The organism is Anderseniella sp. Alg231-50 (assembly GCF_900149695.1).
Classification (GTDB): domain Bacteria; phylum Pseudomonadota; class Alphaproteobacteria; order Rhizobiales; family Aestuariivirgaceae; genus Anderseniella.
In genome coordinates this window covers 751,659-778,656 of sequence record NZ_LT703003.1, presented here as the reverse complement: position 1 = coordinate 778,656, position 26,998 = coordinate 751,659, and the positions used below count along the sequence as shown (strand labels likewise).

Genomic DNA, 26,998 nt, shown 5'->3' with positions numbered 1-26,998 from the left:
GGAACTCCTTCATTGATAGAGCATCTAAAGCGGCGGCAGGATTTCCTCGCCGCCGCCGCTGCACTTGTGTGCGCGCGCAAGGGTTGCGTTGTGCAGGCCAGGGTCCGCGATGACCAGGATGAGCCGCGCATCGGTTTTACCGTTACCCGTAAACTTGGCAACGCTGTGGTGCGAAACCGCATTAAAAGACGGTTACGCGAAGCAGTTCGTGTCGCATCGGGGCTGGACCTTAGGCGCGGGCATGATTATGTGTTCATCGGACGCGCAGCTACGCTGGCTCAGGACTTCAAGGACTTGATGGGTGATATTGTTTCTGCAACGCAAAGGCTGAACGACGGCAAGGGTGATCCGCCACGGCCACGTGGCAGGACACGCAGCGGTCGCGGTCGCGCAGGAACGCTAAAGTAATCAATAACGCTTCGGCGTAAACGGGGATGAGCCGCCGGAGCGGCTAGAGGCAGGACCGGACATCATGAATAGTGAAATCAAGAACTATATTCTGGCGATTGCATTATCGCTGGGCGTGATCGTTCTCTGGCAGATGTATTTCCCTCAACCTGGCCAGCGACAGGCCCAGCAGCAACAGCAACAACAGACTGCCCAGGGCACCACTACGCAAGCTGGTGATACCGGTGTGCCGCAAGCCCCGGCGGCGGGAACCGGCGCCGGCGTGCCGCAGGCAGCCCCGGGTGGATCAGTTGTCCCCGGCGCAGCGCTGGCCTTGCCGCGCGAAGCGGTTCTGGAGCAGAACGCGCGGGTCAAGATCGACACACCGGTCTTGTCCGGCAGCATCAATCTTAAAGGTGCCCGCCTCGATGACCTTCGGCTGAAGAAGTATCATGAAACGGTGGATGACAGCTCGCCAACCATCATCTTGTTGTCCCCGGCAGGAAGCAACGGTGCGTTTTTCACCGAGCAGGGTTGGGTTGCACCAACCGGGCAGACCATAAAGCTGCCGAGTTCGGATACCGTCTGGTCGACATCCGGAAACACAACGCTGACACCGACGGCACCGGTGACGCTGAAATGGGACAATGGCGAAGACCTGCTGTTTGAACAAACCTTCTCGATTGACGACAACTACATGGTGACGGTTCGCCAGGACATCACCAACAACTCCTCTGCAGCGGTCAATGTGTTTCCCTATGCCCGCGTTCAGCGCGTTGGCATTCCGCAGATCACCGGCATCTACGTGCTGCACGAAGGCCTGCTCAGCGTGCTGGATGAAACACTGGAAGAACTGACCTACTCAGATGCCCAGGACAATGGTACCAGCGCCTATTCGTCAAAGAGCACCGGCGGCTGGCTCGGCATTACCGACAAATACTGGGCCGCTACCCTGATCCCGGATCAGAAAATGAACATCACCGGATCGCTGCGTCACCTGACCATCGCAAACAATGACGCCTTCCAGGCAGACTATCTTGCAGCCCAGCCGGTCAGTGCGGCACCGGGAGCCAAGGCAAGCATTGAAAGCCGGGTTTTTGCCGGCGCCAAGAAAAGCTATCTCATCGACAGTTATCAGGAGAAGCTGGGCATCAACAATTTCGAACTGATGATCGACTGGGGCTGGTTCTATTTCATCACCAAGCCGCTGTTCAAGGTGCTGCACTATTTCAACGCCATGGTCGGCAATTTCGGTGTCGCCATCCTCATCGTCACGGTGCTGCTCAAGCTGTTGTTCTTCCCGTTGCAGAACAAGTCATATGCCTCCATGAGCAAGATGAAGAAGCTTGCGCCGGAAATGGAGAAGATCAAGACCCGTTTCCCGGATGATCGCGCCAAGCAGCAACAGGCGATGATGGAGATGTACAAGAACGAGCAGGTCTCGCCATTGTCGGGCTGTTGGCCGATATTGATCCAGATTCCGGTATTCTTTGCGCTCTACAAGGTGATCTACGTCACCATCGAGATGCGGCACGCGCCGTTCATCGGCTGGCTGCGGGATCTGTCGGCGCCTGATCCGACCAGCATTTTCAACCTGTTCGGGCTGTTGCCGTTCACCCCGCCGACATTCCTGCTGATCGGTGTGCTGCCAATTCTCATGGGCATCACCATGTGGATCCAGATGCGTCTCAACCCGGCCCCGCCGGATCCGATCCAGGCGCAGATTTTCAACTGGATGCCGTTGTTCTTTACCTTCCTGCTCGCCTCTTTCCCGGCCGGGCTGGTGCTGTACTGGACATGGAACAACTTCCTGTCGATCCTGCAGCAGTCCTACATCATGAAAAAGCACGGTGTAGAGATTAACCTGCTGGGCAATATCAAGACCTCGCTTGGTCTCGACAAGAAAAAGGACCAGCCGGAGAAATAATCCGGCTGCCCGGTATCGCCGATGCGAGAGTACGAACCGGAAGAACTGGAGCGTGGCCGGCTGCTGTTTGCAGGCCAGACCGAATTTCGCATGGGCGCGGCCAGGCTGTCGCAACTGCCGCCTGAATACCCGGTTGAAGTGGCCTTTGCCGGCAGGTCGAATGTCGGCAAGTCGTCGCTGCTCAACGCGCTCACCGGGCGCAAGGATATCGCCCGCACCTCCAACACGCCCGGCCGCACCCGTGAACTCAATTATTTCGAGCTTGCAGACGGCGCGGTGGCCCTGGTCGACATGCCGGGCTACGGCTATGCGCGGGCAACCAAGACACTGGTCAAGGCATGGCAGTCGATTATCATGGGATACCTGCAGGGTCGGCCAAACCTGCGCCGGGTATTTGTGCTGATCGATTCGCGCCACGGCATCAAACCCATTGATCTGGAGACCCTGGACCAACTCGACGAGGCAGCCGTCAGTTACCAGATCGTGCTGACCAAGGCCGACAAGATCAAGCAGGCAGAACGCGATGCCGTTCTCGCAGCAACAGCCAGGGCGATTGCCAAACGCCCGGCGGCGTTTCCCGACACCATCATCACCTCATCGGCCAAGGGCTGGGGCATGCCGGAACTGCGCGCCGAAATCGCCGGCATGCAGGGTTGAAACCACCGGCTGAGCAGCTGGAACGGTGGCTCAACTGTTTTTCTTAGACAAGTGCCGTTGATCGGCTATAAGGCTGGGCTGGCACCTGAACAGCATCCCCTGGGTCAATAAAATCATGTCGGAAGTTCAACAACCTCAGACCATTGCACGCATTCTGTCGGAAGCGCTGCCGTTCATGCAGCTGTACGACAATCAGGTGATTGTCGTGAAATATGGCGGTCACGCCATGGTGGACCCGGACCTGTCGCGCAAGTTTGCCCGTGACATTGTCCAGATGAAGCAGTCGGGGTTCAACCCGATCGTCGTGCACGGCGGCGGCCCTCAGATCGGCGCCATGCTGGACCGGTTGAAGATCCAGTCCCGGTTTGAAGACGGCTTGCGGGTCACGGACAAGGCGACTATGGAAGTGGTTGAGATGGTGCTCGCCGGTTCGATCAACTCGTCCGTTGTGTCCGACATTCAGGCCGTAGGCGGCAAGGCCATCGGGATTTCCGGCAAGGACGGCAATCTGTGCATTGCAAAGAAGCTCGAGCGCACACGCGTCAATGCCGAGACCGGCAAACAGGAAGCCGTCGACCTCGGGTTTGTCGGTGATCCCGGGCAGATCAATCCGGACATCCTGCACACCATAATTCAGTCCGAGACAGTACCGGTGATCGCGCCGATTGCGACCTCCCGTGATGGTGGAACCTATAACGTCAATGCCGACACTTTTGCCGGCGCCATTGCCATTGCCATGAAGGCCAAGCGCCTGCTGCTGCTGACCGATGTCGCAGGGGTGCTGGACAAGGACAAGAACCTGATACCGGAACTGACCCTGGCCCAGATCAGCGAACTGAGCAGTGACGGCACGATTTCCGGCGGTATGATCCCCAAGCTGGAGAGTTGTGCAACGGTGGTGCGCGGCGGCGTCGAAGGTGTTGTCATCACCGATGGCCGGGTACCACACTGTGTGCTGCTGGAGCTGTTGACGCCGCATGGTGTCGGCACCCGCATCTCCGAACGCAAGGTTTGACAAGAACATGTCCGCACCCGGCTTCCACCATGTCGAAACCTGGATATTCGACCTCGACAATACGCTGTATCCGGCATCATGCCGCCTGTTCGACCAGATCGATGTGCGCATGGGCGAGTTCATCTCCGACCTGTTCCAAGTGGACCGGACAGAGGCACGCCGCATTCAGAAGGACTTTTTCTACAAGTACGGAACCACCCTGCGCGGACTGATGAGCGAACACGGCATCAAGCCTGATGCGTTCCTGGACTATGTGCATGACATCGACCATTCGCCGGTACCTGCCAACGGGCCGCTTGCCGCCAATCTGGAAGCACTGCCGGGCCGCAAGCTGGTGTTCACCAATGGCACCGTTACCCATGCAACCAATGTCATGCATCGCATCGGCATCACTCACCTGTTTGACGGCATTTTCGACATTGTGCACTCTGATTTCATTCCCAAGCCCGAGCGCGGTCCTTATGAGAAGTTCATTGCCGAGCACGGTGTTGATCCCGGTCGGGCGGCCATGTTTGAAGACATAGCCCGCAATCTGGCGGTGCCGCATGATCTCGGCATGACCACGGTTCTGGTGCACGACGCCGCCAATGAAGATGGCAACAAGATAAACAGCATGACAGGTGACGCAGAAGGCGCCCCGCATGTGCATCACACGACATCTGACCTGGCCGGATTTCTGGCCGGAATCAAATCCAACTGATCTAGGAGCGAACCAATGAGCCACGCCGACCTGCAAGCAACCATCGAACAGGCCTGGGAAGACCGCGACGGCATTACGCCGCAAACGCAAGGAGCCGTGCGCGACAGTGTTGACGAGGCTCTCGGACTGCTGGATTCCGGCAAGGCGCGGGTGGCCGAAAAGGGCGCCGACGGCGACTGGTCGGTCAACCAGTGGCTCAAGCAGGCTGTGCTTCTGTCCTTCAGGCTCAACGACATGGCGCCGATCGCCGGTGGACCGGGCACGGCGACCTGGTGGGACAAGGTGCCGTCGAAGTTCGAGGGCTGGGGTGACAATCAATGGCGTGACGCAGGTTTCAGGGCCGTGCCCAACTGCACGGTGCGCCGCTCCGCCTATATCGCGCCATCGGTTGTGCTGATGCCGTCCTTCGTCAATCTGGGAGCTTATGTGGATGAGGGCACCATGGTTGATACCTGGGCAACAGTGGGCTCGTGTGCACAGATCGGCAAGGGCGTGCACCTGTCCGGCGGTGTCGGCATTGGCGGTGTCCTGGAGCCGCTGCAGGCAGGCCCGGTGGTCATTGAAGACAATTGCTTCATCGGTGCCCGGTCGGAAGTTGTCGAAGGCTGCATTGTCCGCGAAGGAGCGGTGCTCGGCATGGGTGTCTATATCGGCAAGTCCACCAAGATCGTCGATCGCGCGACCGGCGACATCATGTACGGCGAAGTGCCGCCATATTCGGTGGTCGTGTCAGGCACTCTGCCCGGCAAGAACCTGCCCAACGGCGAGCCCGGCCCGTCGCTGTACTGCGCGGTCATCGTCAAGCGTGTCGACGAGCGCACCCGTTCCAAGACGTCGATCAACGAGTTGTTGAGGGATTAAGCCTGCAAGCTTCCATTTTATGGCGAATCCGGTCAGTTTCAGGTTACCGGGGCGGCAATAATGGAGTTGATATTCCAATGGAACTTTTTCTGTCAATGAACGGCCGGATTGGTCGCGGTAAATTCTGGATCGGCATTCTGGCGCTTATGGTTGCCGCCTTTCTGCTCTCGTTTCTGCTGGGCATGATCGGACTGATGAGTGTTGATGAAACCGGCATGCCCGTGGGCGCCGGCTACTGGATCGGGCTTCTCATCCTGATGGCTGTTACGATCTGGCCGTCAATCTGCATTTACGGAAAACGGTTTCATGACCGTGACAAGTCAGCCTGGTGGATGCTGATCGGGCTGGTGCCGATTGTTGGTGGCATCTGGCTGCTCGTCGAATGTGGCCTGTTGCAGGGCACTGACGGGCCTAACCGGTTTGGTGCGGACCCGGTTGCAGAGGGCTGATTGAAGCGGACTGACTGCTCAAACAAACTACTGTTAATCACCCGGCCTCTTGGCCGGGTGTTTTGTTTCAGGTAAGGCTTGCAGCATGACCAATACGCCTGATCCGACCCCCATTCTGCAAGCCCTGATCCGCTGTCCGTCCGTCACACCACTGGAGGCCGGCGTTCTGGATTGTCTCGAGGAACTGATGGTGCCGGCAGGCTTTGCCGCCAGCCGCATGCCGTTCAGCGAAGCCGGCACGGCCGATGTCGACAACCTGTTTTTGCGCATCGGTTCTGACGGCCCGCATTTCTGCTTTGCCGGCCATGTGGATGTCGTGCCGCCTGGAGCGGACGAGTTGTGGTCCTATCCGCCGTTCGCTGCGGAAATTCATGATGGTGTCGTCTATGGCCGCGGCGCCTGTGACATGAAGGGATCGGTGTCGGCATTCTGCGCCGCTGCCGCCGGCTTTGCAGCAGACCATGCGGGAAACCCGCCGGGATCGGTCTCCATGCTCATCACCGGTGATGAAGAAGGCATTGCCATCAATGGCACGGTAAAGATGCTGGCCGAACTGAAGCGCCGCAATGAGGTGCCGGATGTCTGCCTCGTGGGAGAGCCGACCTGTCCCGGAGCGCTGGGCGATACGCTCAAGATCGGGCGCCGCGGTTCGATACACTTCGAGGTCACATGGACCGGCGTCCAGGGCCATTCCGCCTATCCCCACAAGGCGCTGAACCCGATCACGCCGCTGGCCCGGCTGATCGACCGTGTCTCGTCTCATGAACTCGACAGGGGCAATGCGCATTTCGGCCCGACAACACTGGCGGTGACCAATTTCGACACCGGCAATCCGGCCAACAACGTCATCCCGGCATCCGCGAATGCCCGCTTCAATATTCGCTACAATACCGAGCATACAGGGCAAACCCTGCAGGACTGGGTGGCGCTTGAATGTGAAACGGTCAAACAGGCATTCGGCGGCACTTTTGCAATCGCCGTGGTGGAGGGGGCTGACGCCTTCATGACCGAACCGGGCAGTTTTGTTGACTGCATGGCAAAGGCGGTTTCAACAGAAACCGGAATTGCGCCGAAACTCGATACCGGAGGTGGCACGTCTGATGCCCGTTTCATCAAGAATTATTGTCCTGTCGTCGAATTCGGCCCCAACAACGCCACCATTCATCAGGCTAATGAATGTATCAAGGTCAGCGAACTGGAAGCCCTGACACGGGTTTACAGGCGGATGCTGGATGACTGGTTTGCGGGGAGCAGATGAGTGAACTTTGCGCTTGAAGCTGTGCGCGGGCTGAAAGCCTGCTGGCGTCTGGTCTGCATGGACGAAGATGGTCTCAATGACCTCGATCTGAGTTCAGATGGTTTCTGGAATTCATTCGCCGCAATATTTTTGGTGGCACCGCTTTACCTGTACTCGTCATCTGTCGGTGCCAGGCTGGCAACACCGCCGCAACCCGAACGGCATTGGTTTAGTGCGCTGGCGCTGCTGGTCTTGTTGTGGGTGATGTGGCCGTGGATCATGGTCACGGTGGCCGGTTTCCTGGACAAGCGGCACCGCTATGTGCGCTACATCGTGGCGTACAACTGGTCGAGTGTGTACGTCATCGCAGCCCTCGTCCCGATACTGCTGCTGCAGCAGGCAGGAATAATAGATGCGGTAATCGGGGCGCTGTTGAGCCTGTGCGTCATTGGCTGGTCGCTGTATTACAGGTGGTATGTCGCCAAGATTGCACTAGAGGTGCCGGCAATGACGGCTTCTATGCTGGTCGTGGGAGATCTTGCCATGTCGATCGTGGTGTCAACCATCGTCTGAGTAATCGACCCTGACCAGATACAGACCCTGCGGCGGTGCCACCGGGCCGCAGGCCGACCGGTCCGCCGCCTGCAACGCCTCTCGGATATCTGCGGCCGACCATTTTCCCTCACCTGCCAGTTTCAGCGTGCCGACCAGTGAGCGTACCTGGTTGTGCAGAAAGGACCTGGCCGATGCCCGCACGATTACATCACGCCCGTCACGGCAGACATCCAGTCTGTCCAGTGTCTTTACCGGTGATTTCGACTGGCACTGGCTGGACCGGAAGGTCGTGAAATCATGATGCCCGGTCAGTTCCTGGGCTGCTGCGTGCATGGCAGCTTCATCCAGCCGGTACGGCACCCACCAGACCCGGTGCCGGTCCAGCGCAGGCGGGGTCCGGCTGTCCCTGATGCGATATTCATAATGCCGCGCCAATGCCGAGAACCGGGCATGAAAGCTGTCGTCGACTTCATGGATGTCAAACACGCTGACGGGGTCGGGGCGCAGTTGCGCATTGATGGCCGCCATGAGTTTTTCCGGCAGCCAGGTCTTCTCAAGATCGATATGGGCAACCTGGCCCAGCCCGTGGACGCCGGCATCGGTCCGTCCGGCACCGAACAGTGTCGGCTCGGATTGCCCGAGACGGGACACGGCATCTTCAATCGCGGCCTGCACCGAAGCCTGACCTGCCTGGCGCTGCCAGCCTGAAAACGGTGAGCCGTCATACTCGATGGTCATGCGGTAGCGCGGCATCTGCTTTATCCCGCCGTGGAGCCGATAACGGGTTTCATGCCGTTCAGGAATGTGCCGAGGTCCATTGGAGCCTTGCCTTCCCGCTGCAGGCGTACCGGGCGAACGGCCTCGTCCTTGCAGGCAATGGCCAGGTGTTCATCCAGCACTGTGCCCGGTGTGCCGGTCAGGCCAGGCACCCGTTCAACCTGGAGCAGCTTTACCCGTACCGGTTTGTCCGGACCTTCAAGCAGACACCAGGCGCCGGGAAACGGCGACAGGCCGTGCACATGGCGCAACACTTCGCTTGCACGTCGTGCAAAATCCGTATGCGCTTCCTGCTTGGTTATCTTGGCTGCGTAGGTAACGCCGTCTTCTGCCTGGGCAACTGCCTGCAGGCTGCCGTCTGCCTCCAGTTGTGCCAGCACGCTGCTCATTGCCTTGGCGCCTGACTGTGCCAGTTCGTCATGCAGTGATTGTGCGGTTGTCCGGTCATCTATGGCTGTGCGCAGCTCCTGTACGACCGGCCCGGTATCAAGGCCTTGTTCCATCTGCATGATGGCAACGCCTGTTTCAGTATCGCCGGCCATGATGGCCCGCTGTATCGGGGCGGCTCCGCGCCAGCGCGGCAACAAGGATGCATGCACATTGAGACAACCATGCCGCGGTGCGTTGAGAACCGGGTTGGGCAGCAACAGTCCGTAGGCCACCACGACCGCCACATCGGCCTGTAAAGCGGCAAACGATGCGTGTTCTTCCGCAGGTTTCAGGGAGACGGGCGTGCGTACCTCAAATCCTTTTGCTTCGGCAAATTCGTGGACCGGTGTCTTGCGCTCTTCCAGGCCGCGCCGTCCGGCAGCACGCGGCGGTTGGCTGTACACCGCTGCAATATCGTGACCGTCATCCGCCAGGCGTGCCAGGGTCGGCACGGAAAAATCCGGCGTCCCCATAAAGACAATCCGCAGGCTCACACGCTTTCTCGCTGCTGGCGGGCCAGCTTGGTGAACTTGCGCACGATCGTGCCGCGTTTGAGCCGCGACAGGTAATCAATGAACAGGACACCGTTCAGATGGTCGATTTCGTGCTGCAGCACGGTGGCCATTAGCCCGTCATAAAGCTCTTCATGCTGTTTGCCGTCCCGGTCCAGGAAAGACACACGCACCTGTGCCGGACGCTCGATATTGTCGAACACATCCGGTATCGACAGGCAGCCTTCTTCATATTCCGACCGTTCGTCACTGCTCCAGACAATCTCCGGGTTGATGAACGCCATGGGCGTTTTCGGTTGTTCGTCCTTGGCGGTGTCCACCACCAGCAGGCGCCGGGGGATGCCGATCTGTACTGCCGCAAGACCGATGCCCGGCGCATCATACATTGTGGCCAGCATGTCATCGACCAGACCGCGCAACTCATCGTCCACGCGCTCGACCGGCTGCGAGATTTTCTTCAGTATGGGGTCAGGCAATTTGACGATTTCACGAATGGCCATGAACAGCTTTGTCCGGTTTATGAATGCGTTTAGTCATCAGATAAGCAATCGTCATGCTGCGGTCAACGCACCACAGATAACTCACGCCTGCCGCAACCATGCCGTCAGCCTGTCCAGCGCTTCGTCAAGACTGTCCGGATCACGCAGGTAGCACATGCGCAGGAAGCCCTCTCCGCCCGGCCCAAACGTTCCGCCCGGAGCCAGGCCGACATTGGCTTCATCGATGATGCGCAGCGTTGCGCCGAGGCTGTCGGTCAGCCCGTCAATGCGGAAGAAGCTGTAAAACGCCCCTTCAGGGTTCTCAAAACTCACATTGTTGAGCCGCCCCAGCGCGTCGGCCACCTTGTCTCGGCAGGTGCGCGCCATCTCGATCTGCATTTCCACGAAGTCTTCGCCGTTCTCGACTGCTGCCAGCGCGCCTTTCTGCATGAAGGCTGCCGTGCCGGACGTATTATACTGGATGATGCGTTCGATGGCCGGGCCCAGTGCCTCAGGTGCCTGCAGCCAGCCGATGCGCCAGCCGGTCATGGCCCAGTTCTTGGAGAATGTATTAATATAGATCACCCGCTCATCTTGTTCGCAGACATCCATGAACGAAGGCGAGCGCGCTGTCCCGGCGGTGTCCGGCCCGTAGTAGAACCGGGAATAGACTTCATCGGCCAGTATCCATACCCCGGCCTCACGGGCCATGTCGCGGATGGCAATCAGGTCGTCGCGCGATGCAACCCATCCGATCGGGTTGGAGGGGGAAATCAGGCAGATTGCCTTGGTTTTGGGGCCCAGGCTGTCGCGCATCCTGTCGAGATCAAGCGACCATTTCTGCTCGTCATACAGCATCGGTACAAACACCGGCTTGACCCCCATCATGCGCATGGGGCCGGGAAAGTTCGGCCATGCGGGTGATGGGATGACAATCTCGTCGCCCTGGTCGGCCAGCAACTGCAATGCGACCTGTATGGCCTGCATGCCGCCGCCGGTAACAAAGAACCGTTCAGCCGAAAACGGTCCGGGCCAGAACTTTTCATGGTAGGCGGCCAGTGCGCTGCGAAGTTGCGGCAGGCCGCGCTGCCAGGTGTAGAATGTCTCGCCGTCGAACATCGCCTTCGATGCTGCCTGACAGATGAATTCAGGTGTCTGGAGCGGGCCTTCCCCTGTCCATAGCGGAATCAGGCCCTTGCGGCCAAAGCCGTGGTTTACCGCGCTCAGGATGCCGCTGTCCGGTTCGTCGCGCTGGCTTTGCCGGATGCCGGAAACCAGCATGTCTGGGGTGAGGGCTGTCATGTCGGTGTTGTCATTTACCTGGAGGATTACTGATGACTGATCAGTATTTCAACACTGCGCGACAGGCAAACAAAAACCCCGGCTTGCGGACGAACGCGAGCCGGGGCCAATCTTGATCTGTTCCGATCAGCTCTTTTTCAGGAGATCTCGGATTTCGGTCAGCAGGGTAACGTCAGCCGGTGGTGCGGCAGGCGCTGCCTCTTCTTCCTCTTTCTTCATTGAGTTCGCTGCGCGCACGATCATGAACAGGATGAAGGCGACGATCAGGAAGTTGACAACCGCCGTCATGAAGTTGCCATAAGCCAGAACCGCACCCTGTTCCCGGGCAGCTTCCAGTGTACTTGCGGTCACGCTGCTTGCCAGCGGTGCAAACATGTTTGAAAAATCGAGACCGCCGAAAATGGCACCCACAATCGGCATGATGATGTCGCCCACCAGCGACTTGACGATCAGGCCGAACGCACCGGCGATAATCACACCGATGGCCAGGTCCAGCACGTTGCCCTTGAAGGCAAACTCTTTGAACTCTTTAAACATGGTATTTCCCCTCTAGATGTTGTTCAAATACTGACGTTGTGGCGACAGCAATTTTGAAACTTTCGACATCAATTATGATGAACCAAAAGTAGGCGCAAAATAAGCCCAATCGCCCGAATTACAACCCAAAATTGCGTTTCCGGTATTCGATTGCCGGTGATCCGACATGTGCCGAATCCGGACGATTTTTTGACTGAAACGGCCAAAAATCATAAACCTGATCGCTTTCAAAGTGTTAGGGCAACTTTATGGGTTCAATTGAATTTCCGTTGCTCTAGACTTGTACACAGGGTGCTCATCTTGAGCGTGCATAGAAAGGCCCGGATACGACCGTCATGCTTTCCACCTGGGGCGTCATACTCATTGCATTGGGCTATGTGGGCGTATTGTTCGCTATTGCGGCCTATGGTGATCGCACGGCGTCCGGCATGCGGCGCGGCGTGGGCCGGCCCTATGTTTACGCCCTGTCGCTTGCGGTGTACTGCACGTCCTGGACATTTTACGGCAGCGTGGGCCTGGCATCGACATCCGGTTACTACTTCCTGCCGATCTATCTCGGACCGATTTTGCTGGTCGGGCTGGGCTGGCCGCTGGTCCGGCGCATTGTCCGCCTGTCCAAGGCCCAGAACATCACATCGATCGCAGACTTCCTGTCAGCGCGCTACGGCAAGAACCAGTTGCTTGGCGGGATAGCGGCCTTCATCGCCGTGATCGGTGTCGTTCCGTACATCTCGTTGCAGTTGAAGGCCGTTTCCCTGTCGCTGAGCGCACTTGGACCATTGGGCGTTGATACCGGTATTCTGGAGACAGGCTTTGGCGATGTTCCCATGTTTGTCGCCATATCCATGGCCATTTTCGCCATCCTGTTCGGCACCCGGCACGCGGATGCCACGGAACACCAGAACGGCCTGATCCTGTCGGTTGCCGCGGAGAGTGTGGTCAAGCTCATTGCCTTCATCCTGGTCGGGGCCTTCATCACGTTTGCGATGATGGGTGGTCCGACGCAATTGTACGAACGCGCGGCTCAAAGCCCCGAGATTGCTGCCCTGTTCTCCGGGCCGATAGACATGCCGCGGTTTACGACCATGACCTTCCTGGCGGTTTGCGCTGTCATCCTGCTGCCGCGCCAGTTTCACCTGGCGGTCGTCGAGAACACCTCGCTGGATGATGTTCGCAAGGCCTCGTGGACGTTTCCGCTGTATCTGGTGATGATCAACATCTTTGTCATTCCGATCGCTGTTGCCGGACTTCTGACGTTCAACGGTCAGGCCGTGGACGGTGATACATTTGTGCTGGCCCTGCCGGTGGCAGACGGTCGGCCACTGCTGGCCATGGTGGCCTTCATCGGCGGCCTGTCTGCCGCGACCGCCATGGTGATCGTGGAAACCGTGGCCCTGTCGATCATGGTGTGCAACTCGATTGTGATGCCCCTGATGCTGCGCCGCGCCAGCGGCCAGATGTGGCAGGGCGACATGACCTCGCGCATCCTGCAGATCAGGCGTGCTGCGATCGGTGTGATCATTGTCCTTGCCTATTCCTATTACCTGATGATCGGCAACAATGCGGCGCTGGCCCAGACCGGGCTGGTGTCGTTCGCTGCCGTGGCGCAGTTTGCACCGGCCTTCTTCCTCGGCCTGATCTGGACCAGGGGCAATGCCCGCGGCGCCATGTTTGGTCTTGTCGCCGGCTTTGTGGTGTGGACGTACACATTGCTGGTGCCGTTGTTTGCCGATGCCGGCTGGTTGCCGGCGGGCCTGATGAGCGACGGTCCTTTCCATATTGAAATGCTGCGGCCAAGGCATTTGTTCGGCAGTGATCTTGATGCGCTCACCCACGGCGTCGTGTGGTCGATGGCGGCAAATATCGGATCCTACATCCTGATATCCCTGTTCACCGGTGTAGACCCGGTCGAGCGTACCCAGGCGCAGGCATTCATGCCGCGCGGGCAAGCCGAAAGCCTGCCGGCGCAGAACCAGCCTGAAGTGTCCATCAAGCAGTTGCAGGCCACAGTTGAGAGATATCTCGGCAAGGAAAGAACCAAACGGTCATTTGACGAATTGAACGCCGCCCGCGCCGGAAAACTGAAACCGCGCAGCATGGCGGACCAGGAAACACTGAAATTTGCCGAGCGTTTGCTGGCCAGCGCCATTGGCACCGCGTCGGCCCGTGTGGTGATGGCGTTGCTGCTGCAGCGCGGTGCCGGACACACTGCCGGCGCCATGCGGCTGCTCGATGATGCCTCCGATGCCATTGTTTACAACCGCGACCTGCTGCAATCGGCAATCGACCACGTCGAGCAGGGCATTGTGGTGTTCGATCATGACCTGGCGCTGGTGTGCTGGAACACGCAGTTCCGCAACCTGCTCAACCTGCCGCCCGAGTTTGGCCGCGTCGGTGTGCCGCTTGGCGATATCGTGCGGCGGCTGGACCAGGAGTTTGTGCTTGGCGATGCGGCCCAGCAGGAAGCCAGCATGCAGCTTCTTCGTTTGCTGGCCAATCAGACCGAAGCCTTCCATTTGCGCGGTCGGCAGGGCAACAAGGTGCTGGAGGTTCGCAGCAACACCATGCCGGATGACGGCCGGGTCATCACCTTCGCCGACATTACCGAGCGTGTTCATGCCTCCGAAGCACTGGAACAGCGGGTGGAGGAACGCACCGCCGAACTGACCAAGCTGAACACCCAGTTGGAGAAGGCCCGCGCCGATGCGGTGGAAATCAACGCCGGCAAGACAAGGTTCATTGCCGCGGCCTCGCACGACATTCTGCAGCCTCTCAACGCAGCCAGGTTGTTCACCTCGTCCCTGATGGAGCGGACCGCCTCCAGGCCCGATGGCCAACTGGTGCGCAATGTAGATCTGTCGCTGGAGGCTGTGGAGGAAATCCTGTCGGCACTGCTCGACATGTCCCGCCTTGACGCCGGTGCGATCAAGCCTGAACTGTCGGCGTTTTCGATCAACGGCATTCTGAACCAGCTGCGCACCGAGTTTTCGGTTGCTGCCGAGGACAAACACCTGGATCTGACCATCATGCCGTGCAGCCGCATGGTGTATTCGGACCGCCGCCTGTTGCGGCGCATTCTGCAGAACCTGCTCAGCAACGCCATAAAATACACTGTATCAGGCAGGGTGTTGATGGGCGCGCGTGTCCGCAACGGCCAGCTTTGTATCGAGGTGCATGACACAGGCCCCGGCATTCCCCATGACAAGCAGCAACTTGTGTATCGCGAGTTCGAGCGCCTGGAATCGGTAGATTCCCCGATTCAGGGCCTGGGGCTGGGCTTGTCGATTGTTGAGCGCATGGCGCGGGTGTTGCAGCATCCCCTGACCCTGAAATCCGACCCGGGTTCCGGTTGCCTGTTCCGGCTCGACCTGCCCTTGACCACCGGCAAGCTGCAGGCGAGCGCGCCGCATGCTCCTGCGCCGGTGCCGGCGTCTGCAAGTCTGGCAGGACTGTCGGTTCTGGTGGTGGACAATGAAGCCGCGATTATCGACGGCATGAAAGCACTGCTTGAAGGCTGGGGCTGTGCCGTCACGACAGCCACGTCAGCCGATGCTGTTCGCAAGCTCGCTGAAAGCCAGGCCATCTGGCCTTATGATGCGGTCTTGATGGACTATCATCTGGGATCGGAAAACGGGCTTGAACTGATAGCCGAATTGCGCGAAGGCGTCGGCGTGACGTTTTCTGCGGCCCTGATCACGGCAGAGCGCTCGGCTGCCGTTCAGGCGGAATCGGAAGCTGACGGGGTGGCGTATTTGCGAAAACCTGTGCGTCCCGCCGTGTTGCGCACGGTGCTGATGATGGCGCAAACCAAATCGGAAGCAGCCGAGTAAGACCTGGCAGCGCCTCAGGCGGAGAAGCCTGCATCCGCGGTATCGGCCTGGTCTCCGTCAATGCGGGATGCCGCAATGACCGCTTGAGTGCGGCTGTCCACATTCAGTTTCTGCAGGATTGCTGAAACATGCGCTTTAACGGTGGCTTCGGAGACTGACAGTTCATAGGCAATCTGCTTGTTGAGCAGGCCCTCACGCAGCATCATCAACACCCGGGTCTGCTGTGGGGTCAGGGTCGACAACCGATGCGCCAGATCATCGATCTCGGCGTTACCCTGCGCGGCGAGGTCCACATTGTCCGGCAGCCAGACGTCACCCTTCAATACGGTGGAAATTGCCGTCTGCATATCCTGAACCGGTGCAGACTTGGGAATGAACCCCAGTGCTCCAAGCGAGATGGCGCGGCTGATGACGCTGGATTCCTCGCTGCCGGACACCACGACCACCGGTACCAGCGGAAATTGTGCCCTCATGAGCATAAGTCCGGAAAACCCCTGAACACCCGGCATTTTCAGATCGAGCAGCACCAGGTCGACATCGTCCGTCGCGGTCAGTATGTCGAGGGTCTCTTTCAGCGAGCCTGCGTCATCAAATGTCACATCTGCCAGCGCATCCTGCACGGCAAGCCGCAAAGCATCCCGAAACAGCGGATGATCGTCTGCAATAACGATGCGATACGGCATTCATTGGCTCCCATATGCCTTGCGGCGGCTTTTTTTGCCGGTACCGAATCATTTCGGATGTCCCGAAATACTCGCGTTCACCGGATACAGGTGAAAAAACCGACCTTTTGACTGATATTCAGGCGTTACGAGTCAGTTGTCCAGCTTGATATTGCAGCTATAAGTGAACTGGCCTCAGAATTGCCTAGGTTTGGCCCATCTGTTGTCGCGAATGACAAGCATTGTGTTTTGCAGCAGAGGGGTCTGCCGAAAACAACTGGGACGAACAACCGCTTCACGCGTTTTCTGGCAATCTTCAAATCCCCTTTCATCTGACGGCGCATCGGAATTTCCAGCGCTGTAACAGATTCGGAATTGGTCGCGTGGCTCCTGTCGCCGTCCCGAGCAGCGCGTACCATGCTCGCCCGTACATCCTGCAAAGGAAGTACGGGCGAGCGACCTTTTGGGGGGTACTTTTTGAGTGCCCCGGTTTTCCGGTTCAGAATCCGCGCCGGACCCAGGCGTCAAAGGCATCCAGCCACAGTTTCAGGAATTTACCGGTCTCTTCGTCGCTAAGGCTGCCATCGTCGGCAAACTTGCTGTGTGCCGATCCGACAAACACTTCCGGTTTCGACATGGTGAGAGCCGACAGGCCCACCAGGTTCTGGCGCAACTGGTATTGCGAGCGCGCCGTGCCAAGCGGGCCGGCGGCAGCGCCTACGACGCCGACTGGTTTGTTTGCGAACGGCTGGTCGTTTACGCGGCTGATCCAGTCATTGGCGTTTTTCAATCCGCCCGGTATGGCGAAATTGTATTCCGGCGTTGCGATTATGACGCCGTCAGCGGCCCGGATCTTCTCGGCCAGGTCAGTTACGATCTGTGGCACACCCGATGCGTCTTCATCGTCACCGTCATACACCGGAATGCCTTTCGGAGTGGCGATGTCGATCGACATGCTCGCGCCAGCAATTTTTTGCATGGCCCGCAACAGGCTGGTGTTGAAGGATTTGCTGCGCAAGCTGCCGGAAATGGCAACAATATTCAAAGTGTCAGACATTTTTATTGTTTCCGGATTTGAGGAAGGAAGATGTTACGGGATGAACCCCACTGGTATCAGTACGTTGCGCGCCCGCCCGACAGATCAAATACCGCGCCGGTGGTGAAGCTGTTCTGCGGCGATACAATCCAGGCAATCATGTTCGCAGCCTCTTCAACCTGCAGGAACCTGTTGCGCGGTATCTTGGACAGCATGTAGTCGATATGCTCCTGTTTCATCTGGTCGAAGATCCTGGTTTTGGCGGCTGCGGGTGTGACGCAGTTGACCGCAATGTCGTGATCAGCCAGTTCTTTTCCAAGTGACTTCGTCAGTGCAATCACCGCTGCCTTCGAGGCTGAATAGGCCGATGCATTGGGATTGCCTTCCTTGCCCGCAATTGATGCAATATTGCAGATGCGGCCGTAACCACGCTCCATCATGCCGGGCACCATGGCCTTGTTGACATAGAAAGTGCCGTTCAGGTTGATGTCGATCACCTGGCGCCAGGCGGCTGGATCGTAGTCTGCAACGGTCGCATTGGGCCCGGCAATCCCGGCGCTGTTGACCAGGATGGAGACCGGTCCCAATGCGTCTTCCGTGGCCGCCAGGGCGGCAGCGATTGCAGCTTCATCGGTGACATCGACCGCAAACCCGGCAGCGTCGCCGCCCAGTTCGTTCGCTGCCTTGTCGGCAAGCGGGCCATCCATGTCCCACAGCGCGGTTTTGGCGCCCGCCTTGGCGAGTGCTTGTGCTACGGCCAGGCCGATGCCCTGGGCACCGCCGGTCACCACGGCCACCTGGCCGGCAAGATCAATCTGCGTCATATCGTCGAACTACCTTTTCTGTGAGAAACAGTCAGGCCATATCGAACAGCAGAAATTCCGCGTCGTCGAGAGCCTTGATGTTGATTTCTGCTTCACCGGATATGGCAAGTCCGTCGCCGGCACGCATTTGCTCGCCGTTCACCAGCAATTCGCCTGCAGCAAGCTGTATCCACTGGCCGCGGCCGGTATCCGGTCTGTGGCTGACGCTTGCATCCTTGTCCAGCAGGCTGGCGTAGACATCGGCCTGCTGGTTGATATGCAGCACGTCGCTGCCCGGTGTTGCCGAAATCACCAGTTTCAAACTGTTGTGGCGTACACTGCGATCAAAATGACGCTGTTCATAGGACGGCTCAATGCCGGTCGTCTCGGGCGTGATCCATATCTGCAGGAAATGCACAGGCTCGGTTTGAGACCCGTTGAACTCCGAGTGCCGGATGCCGGTGCCGGCGGACATGCGCTGCACGTCACCGGGCCGGATCACCGAACCTGACCCGAGTGAATCCTTGTGCTCCAGCGCGCCGTCCAGCACATAGGAGATGATCTCCATGTCGGCGTGGCCGTGGGTATCGAACCCGCCGCCCGCGGCGACCATGTCCTGGTTGATAACCCGGAGCGGACCAAAGCCCATGTGCTCGGGATCGTGATATCCGCCGAAGGAAAAACTGTGTTTTGATCTCAGCCAGCCAAGGTCGGCCTGGCCGCGTTGTTCTGAAAGCCTGAGTTGCAGCATTGTGGTGTCTCCTGTTGCCGGCAGAGTTGAGCCGGGCAATCCATTCGAGTGTTGAGCCCTCAAGATAGGTTCAGGCCTGCGGGAGACAATCGTGCAAAACGTATACGCATTGTTACGTCTGACGCTACAATCATGCGATGGATCGATTCGACAGCATGAAAGCGCTGGTCACCGCCGTTGACGAGGGCGGCTTTGCGGCTGCGGGGCGCAAGCTGGGCTTGTCACGGGTCCAGGTGTCCCGGCTTGTGACCGCACTGGAAGACCATTTGGGCGCGCAATTGCTGGTGCGTACCACGCGTTCCATGGCGCTGACCGAAGCCGGCCAGGTGTTTGTGGAACGCGCCCGTGTCCTGGTCGACGACATGGCCGAGGCCGAAGCAGCCGCCGGTGACCTGACAGGGGAATTGAAGGGCCTGCTGCAGATCAATGCCCCGATGACGTTCGGCGTCAGCCATATTGCGCCCGCCGTCAACGACTTCATGCGCCAGCACCGGGATATCACCGTCTCCCTGAACGTCAATGACCGCTTTGTCGACCCCTACGAGGAAGGCTTCGACATCACCTTGCGCATCGGAGACCTGCAGCCGTCATCGCTGATCGCCAGGAAAATCTGTCCGATCCGCCGGCTGATGTGTGCAAGCCCCGACTATCTGGAAGACTGCGGCCGTCCGCGCACGCCCGCCGATCTGGCTGACCATGCCATCCTGCACTATGGCCACCTGGGCAACGAGCTGCACTGGCCGCTGCGCGGGGTTGGCACCTCGAACCGCCTGCCGGTGTCGCCGGTGCTGTGCTCGAACAATGGTGATGTGCTGAAAATGGCCAGCCTGGCGGGCCAGGGCATTGTCCTGCTGCCGGCCTTCATTGTTGCCGACGAGTTGGCTCAGGGCACCCTGGTGCCCGTCCTGGAAGGCTTTGAACCGGCTCCCATCGCGCTGCATGCGATTTACCCGCCGGACAAGTACCGGCCGGCAAAGACCCGGGCATTTGTAGACTTTCTGACCACGCGTTTCCAACGCCGTCCGCCGGGCGGGCCGGTGTGAAGCTCACACCACCTCAGGCTTCCTGATTGTCTTGTAGGCCGCAAGTGCCGCATCGCGGGTCTGCCCCAGGTCGACGATTGGCCGGGGATAGGTGGTGCCGAGTTTTATCCTTGCTTTCCTGAGTATGTCGTCCGGTGCCTGCCAGGGCTTGTGAATGAACTTGTCCGGCATGGCTGCCAGTTCCGGTACCCACTTGCGGACATAGCCGGCGTGCCTGTCGAATTTCTCACCCTGCAGGACCGGGTTGAAAATCCGGAAATAGGGCGCTGCATCCGCCCCGCATCCGGCCACCCACTGCCAGCTTGCCGAATTCGCGCCGATGTCCGCATCGACCAGGGTGTCCCAGAACCAGTGTTCACCGGCCTGCCATGGGATGCGCAGGTTCTTGATCAGGAAAGACGCCACGATCATGCGGACACGATTGTGCATCCATCCGGTCGTCCACAATTCCCGCATGCCGGCATCCACGATGGGAAATCCGGTCTGGCCTTTCTGCCAACTGGCGAGTTTCTCATCATCCTGCAGCCAGGGAAAGTCCGCAAACTCCGGTTTGAACGGCTCTGTGGGCAGGGTCGGCCAGTAATGCAGCAGATGGTGGGAAAATTCCCGCCACAGGATTTCCTTCTCGAAGGTGTGGCTGCCGCGATCGATATTCTTGCCTGCCGTCGCCACGGCGTGGCTGGTCGCGGCCCAGCATTGCAGCGGGCTGATCTCGCCAAAGTGCAGGTGTGGTGACAGCCGTGACGTGCCCGGTACATCCGGCAGGTTACGGGCCTGGTCATAGTCGCCGACGGCCTGTTCCAGGAAGTGTGTCAGCTTTTGATGCGCACCGACCTCGCCCGGTGACCAGTGCTCGGAAAACCCTGCCGCCCAGTCCGGGTTGCCGGCGTAAAGGTCAAGATCGTCCAGCGTGTCGCCGGTTATCTCCGCTGTGTGGAAGTTGACTTTCCCCGGCGCCGGTCGCGGTTGCCTGGAAATCTCACGGGACAGGCAGTTTCGCGAAAACGGGGTGTATACCTTGTACGGCCCGTCGCTGCCGGTCCTGATGGCTTCCGGTTCATGCAGCAGGAACCCGGAAAACCGCTTGCACTCGACCCCGGCGGCGTCGCATTGCGCGGCAATATTCTTCTCCAGCCCGCCGGACCAGGGCGCGTAGCCGCGTGAAAAATAGACAGCTTTCGCGCCGGTTTCAGCAACCAGTTGCGCCAGCACGCTGCCTGCCTCGCCGCAGCGGATGATCAGCCTGCCGCCGAGGGCTTGCAGGGATGCTGCCAGTGAGGCCAGGGACTGGTGCAGCCACCAGCGTGACGCACCGCCCATGGCGAACTCGCCGGGCGTGATGTCATCGAGAATATAGACGGGCAGGACGGGGTGTCCCGAAGCAACTGCAGCGTGCAGGCACGCATTGTCGCTCAGGCGCAGGTCCTGAGTGAACCAGACGATGATGGGGTGGCCGCTCAAGGGAAGTTCCAGTGCTGTTTTTCAACTGCTCAGGTAACGAACGAACCGGATGTATGGTTCACAGGATCAGTTGCCGGATGCCGCCATGCCGCCGCCGTCAACGCGGGATTCCAGCAGCTGGGTCAGCCAGTCCGGGTCCATTTCGGGAACCGAAGACAGCAACAGCTGGGTATAGTCGGGATGCGGTGGCGACAGGATGTCGTTCTTCATGCCCTGCTCGACCACACGGCCCTGGAACATCACCACGATCTGATCGGAAATCGCCTTCACCGTTGCAATATCGTGGGTGATGAACAGGTAGGTGATGTTGAATTCCTTCTGCAGCCGCAACAGCAGTTTCAAAATGCCTTCCTGCACGATCTGGTCCAGCGCGGATGTGACCTCGTCACAGATGATCAGCTCCGGGTCTGCAGCAAGCGCGCGTGCAATGCATATGCGCTGTTTCTGTCCGCCCGACAGCTCGCTGGGCAGCCGCTCCATGAAACTGTCATCCAGCTCGATCATCTGGAGCAGTTCGGAAATCCGCTCATCCAGTTTTTTGCCGGACAGGCCCAGGTAAAACTCAAGCGGCCGGCCGATAATGTCGCGAACCGTGTGTTTGGGGTTCATGGCGGTATCAGCCATCTGGTAGATCATCTGAATGCGGCGCAGCTGATCCTTCGACCGGTCCTTCAGGGCGAGCGGCAACGGCTCATCGTTAAACAGCACGTCGCCTTTCATGGGTGGCAGAAGGCCGGTGATGACCCGTGCAGTTGTTGATTTGCCGGATCCGGATTCGCCCACAACGGCCACAGTTGATCCGCGCGGAACATCTATGGTGACATCTTCAAGCACCTTGATCGTGCTGCCATAGCTGGCATCAACACCGTTTACCCGCAGGACAATGTCCTCGCTGGTTTCCTGGGGTTTTTCCAGTGACCGAACCGCCCACAGCGATCTTGTGTATGCCTCTTCCGGTTTTTCCAGCATTTTCCGGGCCGGTGCATCCTCAACGGTCTCGCCATAGCGCAACACCTTGATGACATCTGCCATCTGCGCCACCACCGCCAGGTCATGGGTGATGTAAATCGCAGCCGTGTGGAACTGCTCGACAATGTCGCGCATGGCCGCGAGAACTTCCACCTGGGTCGTTACGTCAAGCGCCGTGGTCGGCTCGTCGAATATGATCAGGTCGGGCCGTGACGACATCGCCATGGCGGTCATGGCACGTTGCAACTGGCCGCCGGACACCTGATGCGGATAGCGCTCGCCGATATTGTCGGGATCGGGCAGTTGCAGAGCGGCGAACAGTTCTCTGGCGTCCGTCTTGGCCTCATCCTCGGGGCGCAGGTTATGCCCCACCGTTGCCTCAACGCACTGGTCAATCAGCCGGTGCGCCGGGTTGAACGACGCCGCCGCGCTCTGGGCCACATAGGCAATGCGCGAACCGTGCAGTTCGCGCAATTGAGCGTCATTCATGGCACGCAAATCCATGCCGTCAAACTGGATGGTGCCATTGGTAATGCGGCAACCGGGCTGCGCATATCCCATGGCAGCCTTGCCAAGTGTGGACTTGCCCGCACCGGACTCGCCAATCAGCCCCATGACCTCGCCACGGTGCAGCTTCAGGTCCACTCCCTTGATGATCGGGTGCCAGACATCATCGGAAAAACCATCAATGCGGATATCCCGCATATCCAGCAGCAGATCGCCGGCTGTGCGATCGCCAGATTTACTTTTCATCGCGAATACCACTTGTTTTGTGCAGGAACCAGTCGACCACGAAGTTGACCGCAACGGTCAACAAGGCGATTGCGCCGGCGGGAAGCATAGGAGTCATGGCAGCTTTCATGTCATATTCTGCAAACGAGATGAGCTGGGCGTTCTCGCGTACCATCGATCCCCAGTCTGCCGTAGGTGGCTGAATGCCGACACCCAGGAACGACAGCGACGCGATGGTCAGGAACACGAAACAGAACCGGAGGCCGAACTCCGCAACCATCGGTGGCAGGATGTTTGGCAGAATGTCCCGTCGCATGACCCATCCGAGACTTTCACCGCGCAGCCGCGATGCCTCGACATAATCCATGACAACGACATTCAATGAAACCGCGCGTGCCAGCCTGAACACGCGTGTTGCGTCCAGTACTGCAATGATGATGATCAGGTTGATGACGTTGGAACCGAAGATGGACAACAGCATCAATGAGAAGATCAGGCTCGGGATGGCCATCAGGACATCCACAAACCGGCTTAGTCCCTGGTCCAGCCAGGACCGGTTGATGGCTGCCATAACGCCGAGACTGCCGCCGATCAGGAACGACAGCGCCGTGGTGGCAACCGCAATGCCGATGGTGTTACGCGCGCCGTAGATCAGGCGCGACAGCACATCGCGTCCCAGCTGATCGGTGCCGAACCAGAACTCGGAACTCCATGGTGCATAAGGCGTGTCGAATATCTGGCTTTCACCGTAGGGCGCAATAAGCGGCGCAAACACGGCGAGAACGAAATAGAAGGAAATGACGATCATGCCGAACCAGGCTGTCAGTGGCGCTTTCTTCAGGCCCCGCCAGGTGCGGTCCCACCAGGTTCGCCGTTCTGCAACAGATGCCACCTCACCAGCGGCTGAATATGTCTGGTCATCGGTGCTCATCTTGGGTGCAACAGCCTCGGATTGGTTACAATGGATACAATGTCGGCAAACAGGTTCAGCAGGATGTAGGTAGCTGCAAAGATCAGGGCGCACGCCTGCACAACCGGAATGTCACGTGTTGTCACCGCATCCACCATGAGCTGGCCGACGCCGGGATAGACAAACACCACTTCCACCACCACCACGCCGACAACCAGATAGGCCAGGTTGAAGGCAATCACATTGACGATCGGTGCCCAGGCGTTGGGCAATGCATGCTTGATGATGACGTTGGATTTCGAGACGCCCTTCAGCCGCGCCATTTCAATGTAAGGGCTCGCCAGCAGGTTGATGATGGCTGCCCGGGTCATGCGCATCATGTGCGCAACGATCACCATGGTCAGCGTCAGCGCCGGCAGCGCGGTCATGTATATCCTGTCCGCCATTTCAGTGGACTCGCGGACATTTGCCAGTGACGGGAAGACTTTCCACAACGTCGCCAGTACCAGGATCAGGATGTAGGCGACGAAGAATTCGGGAAACGAGATGGTTGTCAGTGTTGTTGCGTTGACGGCGCGGTCATAAAAAGAGTTGCGATACAGCGCTGCGGTGATGCCGAGTGTCAGCGCCAGCGGAACGGCGATGATCGCTGTCATGGCTGCCAGGAACAAGGTGTTCCACAGGCGCGGGCCGATCAGCTCCATCACTTCACGCTCGCGGCCCTGGCTGCGGCCTGAGAAGGATGATCCGAAGTCTCCCTGCAGCACACCACCAATCCACTGGAAGTAGCGTGTGATTGCGGGCTCGTTCAACCCCAGTTCCCTGCGGAAGGCTGCAACTGTTTCAGGTGTCGCCGCCTGTCCGAGAACCGATGTCGCAAAGTCGCCGGGCAGAAACTGCAGCGAACTGAAAATGATAACGGAAACGACAAAAAGAGTGAGCAGGCCGAGGCCTAATCTCTGCAATACAGTCCGCACGATCGGATGCATGTTCTATGTACTCCCTCACGCAAATCTTAACGCACTTCTTGTTGCCGATGCGTCTGTCTGCGTCTCCCACCTCGCAAAGGTTGGCAAAAAAAACCGGACATGGCCAGCCCTTTTTGTGCCCCAATTCAAACAAGGCAGCTGCACGCCCTGGTTCAGGGAGCCCAACCGCGGTTTATTTCAGGTTGTCATCCGATCAGGAAAACCTTCGGCGGTGTTGAATGAACCAGCCATAATGAGCATGGCTTGAAACAAACTGAACGTGTACGGATTTACAACCAGGAAGGTGCGTAAAATCTCTTGAAATCAGACAGATGGCGCCAGGCAGAAAAAGATGCAGGCGGTCGGTTCTTACCTCTGGAACGATTGAACTTCTTTGCGGTCCTGAGCGTGTCGCAATGCTAACGGGCAATCAGTTTCAGGAGTGCATCCAGATGATCGGCCTCGCCGGCAGGCTTGTCCCAGCGGATGCGGTGGATGCGCGGAAACCGCATGGCAATGCCCGACTTGTGCCGGGTTGACGGCTGCACGGCATCAAATGCCACCTCGAACACCAGTTCAGGTTCGACCGCGCGCACCGGCCCGAACCTGTCGGTCGTGTTGTCGCGGACAAACTTGTCCAGCTTTTTCAGTTCCGCGTCGGTGAAACCGGAATAGGCCTTGCCGACCGGCACCAGTTCCTGCTCGCCATCTTCTCCTGTGCGCCAGGCGCCAAAGGTATAGTCGGAGTAGAACGATGACCGTTTGCCGGACCCGCGCTGGGCATACATCATGACACAATCGGCGGTAAGGGCATCGCGCTTCCACTTGAACCAGTGCCCCCTCGGCCGGCCGGCCAGGTAGGCAGACGCGATGCGCTTCAGCATCAGGCCTTCAATGTTTGCATCGCGTGCGCCGTCACGCAGTACTGTCAGGTCATCAAATGTCTTGAATTCGATGACTTCGCTCAACGACGCGCGGGAAAACGGGTTTGCTGCCAGCAGGTCTTCAAGATGCTTGCGCCGTGCCGTGAAATCGAGCGTGCGAATGTCTTCTGAACCAGAAAATAAAAGATCGTAGAACCGGATGTGCGCCGGGTAATTCTTCACCATCGCGGCACTGACCGTCTTGCGGTTGAGCCGTTGCTGGAGGTCATTGAACGGCGCGATGTTGCCGTCCCGCATGACCAGCAGTTCGCCGTCTGCCACACCGCAAAACCCCAGGAACGCATCAGCGATATCGGGAAATGCCTTCGATATGTCGTCACCGGTGCGCGAGTACAGCCGCAGGTCCCTGCCGTTTCCCGACAGTTGCACCCTTATGCCGTCCCATTTCCATTCGGTGACCCATTCCGAAGGCGCCAGTTTTTCAAGGTCACCGTCTTCCAGCGGGTGGGCCAGCATGACCGGCCTGAACACCGGCGTATCGCCGGGGTCCGGCCGGTCTGCGCTTCCTTCAAGCCAGGCAAACAGGTTTTCATAGGGCAGCTCGATGCTGTGCCAGATCTCTTCGACTTCTGCCACGTCATGGTCGAACGCCTGCGCAATGGCCGTCTTGGCCAGGCGCGCCGACACACCGATGCGAAGCCCGCCGGTGACCAGCTTGAGCAGGGCCCAGCGGCCATTGGGGTCGAGGGCGTCCAGCCAGGCTGACAATACCGGCACGGCGTCTGCCCGTTTGAGCGACTGCAGGGTCTCATGAATTTCGCTCAGTGACGGTACCGGCGCATCACTGTTGTTGACCGGCCACAGGAGTGAGACCGTCTCGGCGGTATCGCCCACATAATCACGCGACAGTTTGTAGAGCACGGGGTCGACATGCGGCTCCAGCAGTTCCGCCACCAGGCGCCGGAACGGCAGGCGCAGGTTCAGCCCGTCAGTCAGGGCGGCCAGCGCAATGCCGCGGTCCGGATCGGGCGTTGTGCGGAAATAGGCCTGCATCAGGTCAAGCTTGGCATTGCGTGAACCGGTGAAGGCGAGACGGTTCATCAGTTCGGCGAAAGCGTGCACGGG

Annotated in this window: 25 protein-coding genes; 11 read left to right on the top strand and 14 right to left on the bottom strand. The window is 58.9% G+C overall.

Features of this window, described 5'->3' with window-relative positions; translation table 11 throughout:
- Positions 1 to 12: 12 nt before the first annotated feature.
- The 9 genes from rnpA to DHN55_RS03730 all read left to right on the top strand — a co-directional run bounded on the left by rnpA (position 13) and on the right by DHN55_RS03730 (position 7,806).
- Entirely contained in the window at positions 13 to 408 is a 396-nt protein-coding gene (gene rnpA, locus DHN55_RS03770; protein ID WP_337659892.1) for a ribonuclease P protein component, read from the top strand.
- Between the two features lie 64 nt (positions 409 to 472).
- Positions 473 to 2,314 carry a membrane protein insertase YidC gene (gene yidC / locus DHN55_RS03765; RefSeq protein WP_108880040.1) on the top strand — a complete coding sequence of 614 codons (1,842 nt, stop codon included), beginning with the start codon at positions 473 to 475 and terminating at the stop codon, positions 2,312 to 2,314.
- Positions 2,315 to 2,335: 21 nt separating this feature from the next.
- Positions 2,336 to 2,971 (top strand): ribosome biogenesis GTP-binding protein YihA/YsxC, encoded by a 636-nt coding sequence (gene yihA, locus DHN55_RS03760; protein WP_108880039.1) that lies wholly within the window; start codon positions 2,336 to 2,338, stop codon positions 2,969 to 2,971.
- 115 nt (positions 2,972 to 3,086) lie between these two features.
- Positions 3,087 to 3,986, top strand: a complete 900-nt coding sequence (gene argB, locus DHN55_RS03755; RefSeq protein ID WP_108880038.1) for an acetylglutamate kinase — start codon at positions 3,087 to 3,089, stop codon at positions 3,984 to 3,986.
- A gap of 7 nt (positions 3,987 to 3,993) precedes the next feature.
- Entirely contained in the window at positions 3,994 to 4,686 is a 693-nt protein-coding gene (locus DHN55_RS03750; protein WP_337659891.1) for a pyrimidine 5'-nucleotidase, read from the top strand.
- 15 nt (positions 4,687 to 4,701) lie between these two features.
- Positions 4,702 to 5,547, top strand: a complete 846-nt coding sequence (gene dapD / locus DHN55_RS03745; RefSeq protein WP_108880036.1) for a 2,3,4,5-tetrahydropyridine-2,6-dicarboxylate N-succinyltransferase — start codon at positions 4,702 to 4,704, stop codon at positions 5,545 to 5,547.
- Positions 5,548 to 5,624: 77 nt separating this feature from the next.
- Positions 5,625 to 5,996 (top strand): DUF805 domain-containing protein, encoded by a 372-nt coding sequence (locus DHN55_RS03740; RefSeq protein ID WP_337659890.1) that lies wholly within the window; start codon positions 5,625 to 5,627, stop codon positions 5,994 to 5,996.
- Positions 5,997 to 6,081: 85 nt separating this feature from the next.
- Positions 6,082 to 7,254, top strand: coding sequence for a succinyl-diaminopimelate desuccinylase (gene dapE / locus DHN55_RS03735; protein ID WP_108880035.1), 1,173 nt, complete (start codon positions 6,082 to 6,084; stop codon positions 7,252 to 7,254).
- Complete coding sequence (locus DHN55_RS03730; RefSeq protein ID WP_108880034.1) at positions 7,255 to 7,806, top strand: hypothetical protein; 552 nt, start codon at positions 7,255 to 7,257, stop codon at positions 7,804 to 7,806.
- Here DHN55_RS03730 and truA read toward each other — a convergent pair.
- The 5 genes from truA to mscL form a co-directional block, all read right to left on the bottom strand.
- A complete protein-coding gene (gene truA, locus DHN55_RS03725; RefSeq protein ID WP_108880033.1) occupies positions 7,792 to 8,541 on the bottom strand; it encodes a tRNA pseudouridine(38-40) synthase TruA in 750 nt (249 codons plus the stop codon). The two genes, DHN55_RS03730 and truA, sit on opposite strands and share 15 nt — an antisense overlap.
- Before the next feature lie 5 nt (positions 8,542 to 8,546).
- Complete coding sequence (fmt, locus tag DHN55_RS03720) at positions 8,547 to 9,488, bottom strand: methionyl-tRNA formyltransferase (RefSeq protein WP_108880032.1); 942 nt, start codon at positions 9,486 to 9,488, stop codon at positions 8,547 to 8,549.
- Positions 9,485 to 10,006 (bottom strand): peptide deformylase, encoded by a 522-nt coding sequence (def, locus tag DHN55_RS03715; protein ID WP_108880031.1) that lies wholly within the window; start codon positions 10,004 to 10,006, stop codon positions 9,485 to 9,487. The genes fmt and def overlap by 4 nt, the downstream gene beginning before the upstream one ends.
- An 81-nt stretch (positions 10,007 to 10,087) precedes the next feature.
- Complete coding sequence (locus DHN55_RS03710; RefSeq protein ID WP_337659889.1) at positions 10,088 to 11,287, bottom strand: pyridoxal phosphate-dependent aminotransferase; 1,200 nt, start codon at positions 11,285 to 11,287, stop codon at positions 10,088 to 10,090.
- Between the two features lie 126 nt (positions 11,288 to 11,413).
- The gene (gene mscL, locus DHN55_RS03705) at positions 11,414 to 11,824 is read right to left on the bottom strand and encodes a large conductance mechanosensitive channel protein MscL (protein WP_108880029.1); all 411 of its coding nucleotides are present in this window, start codon (positions 11,822 to 11,824) and stop codon (positions 11,414 to 11,416) included.
- 335 nt (positions 11,825 to 12,159) lie between these two features.
- Here mscL and DHN55_RS03700 point away from each other — a divergent pair, with 335 nt between their 5' ends.
- Positions 12,160 to 15,654 carry a NahK/ErcS family hybrid sensor histidine kinase/response regulator gene (locus DHN55_RS03700; protein ID WP_108880028.1) on the top strand — a complete coding sequence of 1,165 codons (3,495 nt, stop codon included), beginning with the start codon at positions 12,160 to 12,162 and terminating at the stop codon, positions 15,652 to 15,654.
- A 14-nt stretch (positions 15,655 to 15,668) separates the two neighbouring features.
- Here DHN55_RS03700 and DHN55_RS03695 read toward each other — a convergent pair whose 3' ends face one another.
- The 4 genes from DHN55_RS03695 to DHN55_RS03680 all read right to left on the bottom strand — a co-directional run bounded on the left by DHN55_RS03695 (position 15,669) and on the right by DHN55_RS03680 (position 18,906).
- Positions 15,669 to 16,337, bottom strand: coding sequence for a response regulator (locus DHN55_RS03695; protein WP_108880027.1), 669 nt, complete (start codon positions 16,335 to 16,337; stop codon positions 15,669 to 15,671).
- A gap of 478 nt (positions 16,338 to 16,815) precedes the next feature.
- Positions 16,816 to 17,373 (bottom strand): NAD(P)H-dependent oxidoreductase, encoded by a 558-nt coding sequence (locus tag DHN55_RS03690; protein WP_108880026.1) that lies wholly within the window; start codon positions 17,371 to 17,373, stop codon positions 16,816 to 16,818.
- Between the two features lie 56 nt (positions 17,374 to 17,429).
- Positions 17,430 to 18,176 carry an SDR family oxidoreductase gene (locus DHN55_RS03685; protein WP_108880025.1) on the bottom strand — a complete coding sequence of 249 codons (747 nt, stop codon included), beginning with the start codon at positions 18,174 to 18,176 and terminating at the stop codon, positions 17,430 to 17,432.
- A 31-nt stretch (positions 18,177 to 18,207) separates the two neighbouring features.
- On the bottom strand, positions 18,208 to 18,906 hold the full coding sequence (locus tag DHN55_RS03680; RefSeq protein ID WP_108880024.1) for a pirin family protein: 699 nt from the start codon (positions 18,904 to 18,906) through the stop codon (positions 18,208 to 18,210).
- A gap of 137 nt (positions 18,907 to 19,043) precedes the next feature.
- Here DHN55_RS03680 and DHN55_RS03675 point away from each other — a divergent pair, with 137 nt between their 5' ends.
- Positions 19,044 to 19,949, top strand: a complete 906-nt coding sequence (locus DHN55_RS03675; RefSeq protein ID WP_337659888.1) for a LysR family transcriptional regulator — start codon at positions 19,044 to 19,046, stop codon at positions 19,947 to 19,949.
- Positions 19,950 to 19,952: 3 nt separating this feature from the next.
- Here the strand turns inward: DHN55_RS03675 and DHN55_RS03670 are convergent, their stop codons facing one another.
- From DHN55_RS03670 to DHN55_RS03650, 5 genes are all read right to left on the bottom strand, one after another.
- On the bottom strand, positions 19,953 to 21,410 hold the full coding sequence (locus tag DHN55_RS03670) for an FAD-binding domain-containing protein (protein ID WP_108880023.1): 1,458 nt from the start codon (positions 21,408 to 21,410) through the stop codon (positions 19,953 to 19,955).
- Positions 21,411 to 21,476: 66 nt separating this feature from the next.
- Positions 21,477 to 23,132, bottom strand: a complete 1,656-nt coding sequence (locus DHN55_RS03665; RefSeq protein ID WP_108880022.1) for a nickel ABC transporter ATP-binding protein NikE — start codon at positions 23,130 to 23,132, stop codon at positions 21,477 to 21,479.
- Positions 23,122 to 24,042: an ABC transporter permease subunit gene (locus DHN55_RS03660; protein WP_108880021.1), complete on the bottom strand. Its 921-nt coding sequence runs from the start codon at positions 24,040 to 24,042 to the stop codon at positions 23,122 to 23,124. The genes DHN55_RS03665 and DHN55_RS03660 overlap by 11 nt, the downstream gene beginning before the upstream one ends.
- Entirely contained in the window at positions 24,039 to 25,010 is a 972-nt protein-coding gene (locus DHN55_RS03655) for an ABC transporter permease subunit (protein ID WP_108880020.1), read from the bottom strand. The genes DHN55_RS03660 and DHN55_RS03655 overlap by 4 nt, the downstream gene beginning before the upstream one ends.
- A gap of 398 nt (positions 25,011 to 25,408) precedes the next feature.
- Positions 25,409 to 26,995, bottom strand: a complete 1,587-nt coding sequence (locus DHN55_RS03650) for a cisplatin damage response ATP-dependent DNA ligase (protein WP_108880019.1) — start codon at positions 26,993 to 26,995, stop codon at positions 25,409 to 25,411.
- Positions 26,996 to 26,998 lie beyond the last annotated feature (3 nt).

What these genes read in the sequence shown, in the direction of transcription:
- mscL (WP_108880029.1), bottom strand. Translation starts at nt 11,824, where the DNA reads ATGTTTAAAGAGTTCAAAGAGTTTGCCTTCAAGGGCAACGTGCTGGAC.
- DHN55_RS03655 (WP_108880020.1), bottom strand. Translation starts at nt 25,010, where the DNA reads ATGCATCCGATCGTGCGGACTGTATTGCAGAGATTAGGCCTCGGCCTG.
- dapD (WP_108880036.1), top strand. Translation starts at nt 4,702, where the DNA reads ATGAGCCACGCCGACCTGCAAGCAACCATCGAACAGGCCTGGGAAGAC.
- DHN55_RS03740 (WP_337659890.1), top strand. Translation starts at nt 5,625, where the DNA reads ATGGAACTTTTTCTGTCAATGAACGGCCGGATTGGTCGCGGTAAATTC.
- DHN55_RS03675 (WP_337659888.1), top strand. Translation starts at nt 19,044, where the DNA reads ATGGATCGATTCGACAGCATGAAAGCGCTGGTCACCGCCGTTGACGAG.
- DHN55_RS03695 (WP_108880027.1), bottom strand. Translation starts at nt 16,337, where the DNA reads ATGCCGTATCGCATCGTTATTGCAGACGATCATCCGCTGTTTCGGGAT.
- DHN55_RS03680 (WP_108880024.1), bottom strand. Translation starts at nt 18,906, where the DNA reads ATGCTGCAACTCAGGCTTTCAGAACAACGCGGCCAGGCCGACCTTGGC.
- DHN55_RS03750 (WP_337659891.1), top strand. Translation starts at nt 3,994, where the DNA reads ATGTCCGCACCCGGCTTCCACCATGTCGAAACCTGGATATTCGACCTC.
- def (WP_108880031.1), bottom strand. Translation starts at nt 10,006, where the DNA reads ATGGCCATTCGTGAAATCGTCAAATTGCCTGACCCCATACTGAAGAAA.
- truA (WP_108880033.1), bottom strand. Translation starts at nt 8,541, where the DNA reads ATGCCGCGCTACCGCATGACCATCGAGTATGACGGCTCACCGTTTTCA.
- DHN55_RS03690 (WP_108880026.1), bottom strand. Translation starts at nt 17,373, where the DNA reads ATGTCTGACACTTTGAATATTGTTGCCATTTCCGGCAGCTTGCGCAGC.
- dapE (WP_108880035.1), top strand. Translation starts at nt 6,082, where the DNA reads ATGACCAATACGCCTGATCCGACCCCCATTCTGCAAGCCCTGATCCGC.
- DHN55_RS03660 (WP_108880021.1), bottom strand. Translation starts at nt 24,042, where the DNA reads ATGAGCACCGATGACCAGACATATTCAGCCGCTGGTGAGGTGGCATCT.
- yihA (WP_108880039.1), top strand. Translation starts at nt 2,336, where the DNA reads ATGCGAGAGTACGAACCGGAAGAACTGGAGCGTGGCCGGCTGCTGTTT.
- yidC (WP_108880040.1), top strand. Translation starts at nt 473, where the DNA reads ATGAATAGTGAAATCAAGAACTATATTCTGGCGATTGCATTATCGCTG.
- DHN55_RS03665 (WP_108880022.1), bottom strand. Translation starts at nt 23,132, where the DNA reads ATGAAAAGTAAATCTGGCGATCGCACAGCCGGCGATCTGCTGCTGGAT.
- DHN55_RS03700 (WP_108880028.1), top strand. Translation starts at nt 12,160, where the DNA reads ATGCTTTCCACCTGGGGCGTCATACTCATTGCATTGGGCTATGTGGGC.
- DHN55_RS03710 (WP_337659889.1), bottom strand. Translation starts at nt 11,287, where the DNA reads ATGACAGCCCTCACCCCAGACATGCTGGTTTCCGGCATCCGGCAAAGC.
- argB (WP_108880038.1), top strand. Translation starts at nt 3,087, where the DNA reads ATGTCGGAAGTTCAACAACCTCAGACCATTGCACGCATTCTGTCGGAA.
- DHN55_RS03685 (WP_108880025.1), bottom strand. Translation starts at nt 18,176, where the DNA reads ATGACGCAGATTGATCTTGCCGGCCAGGTGGCCGTGGTGACCGGCGGT.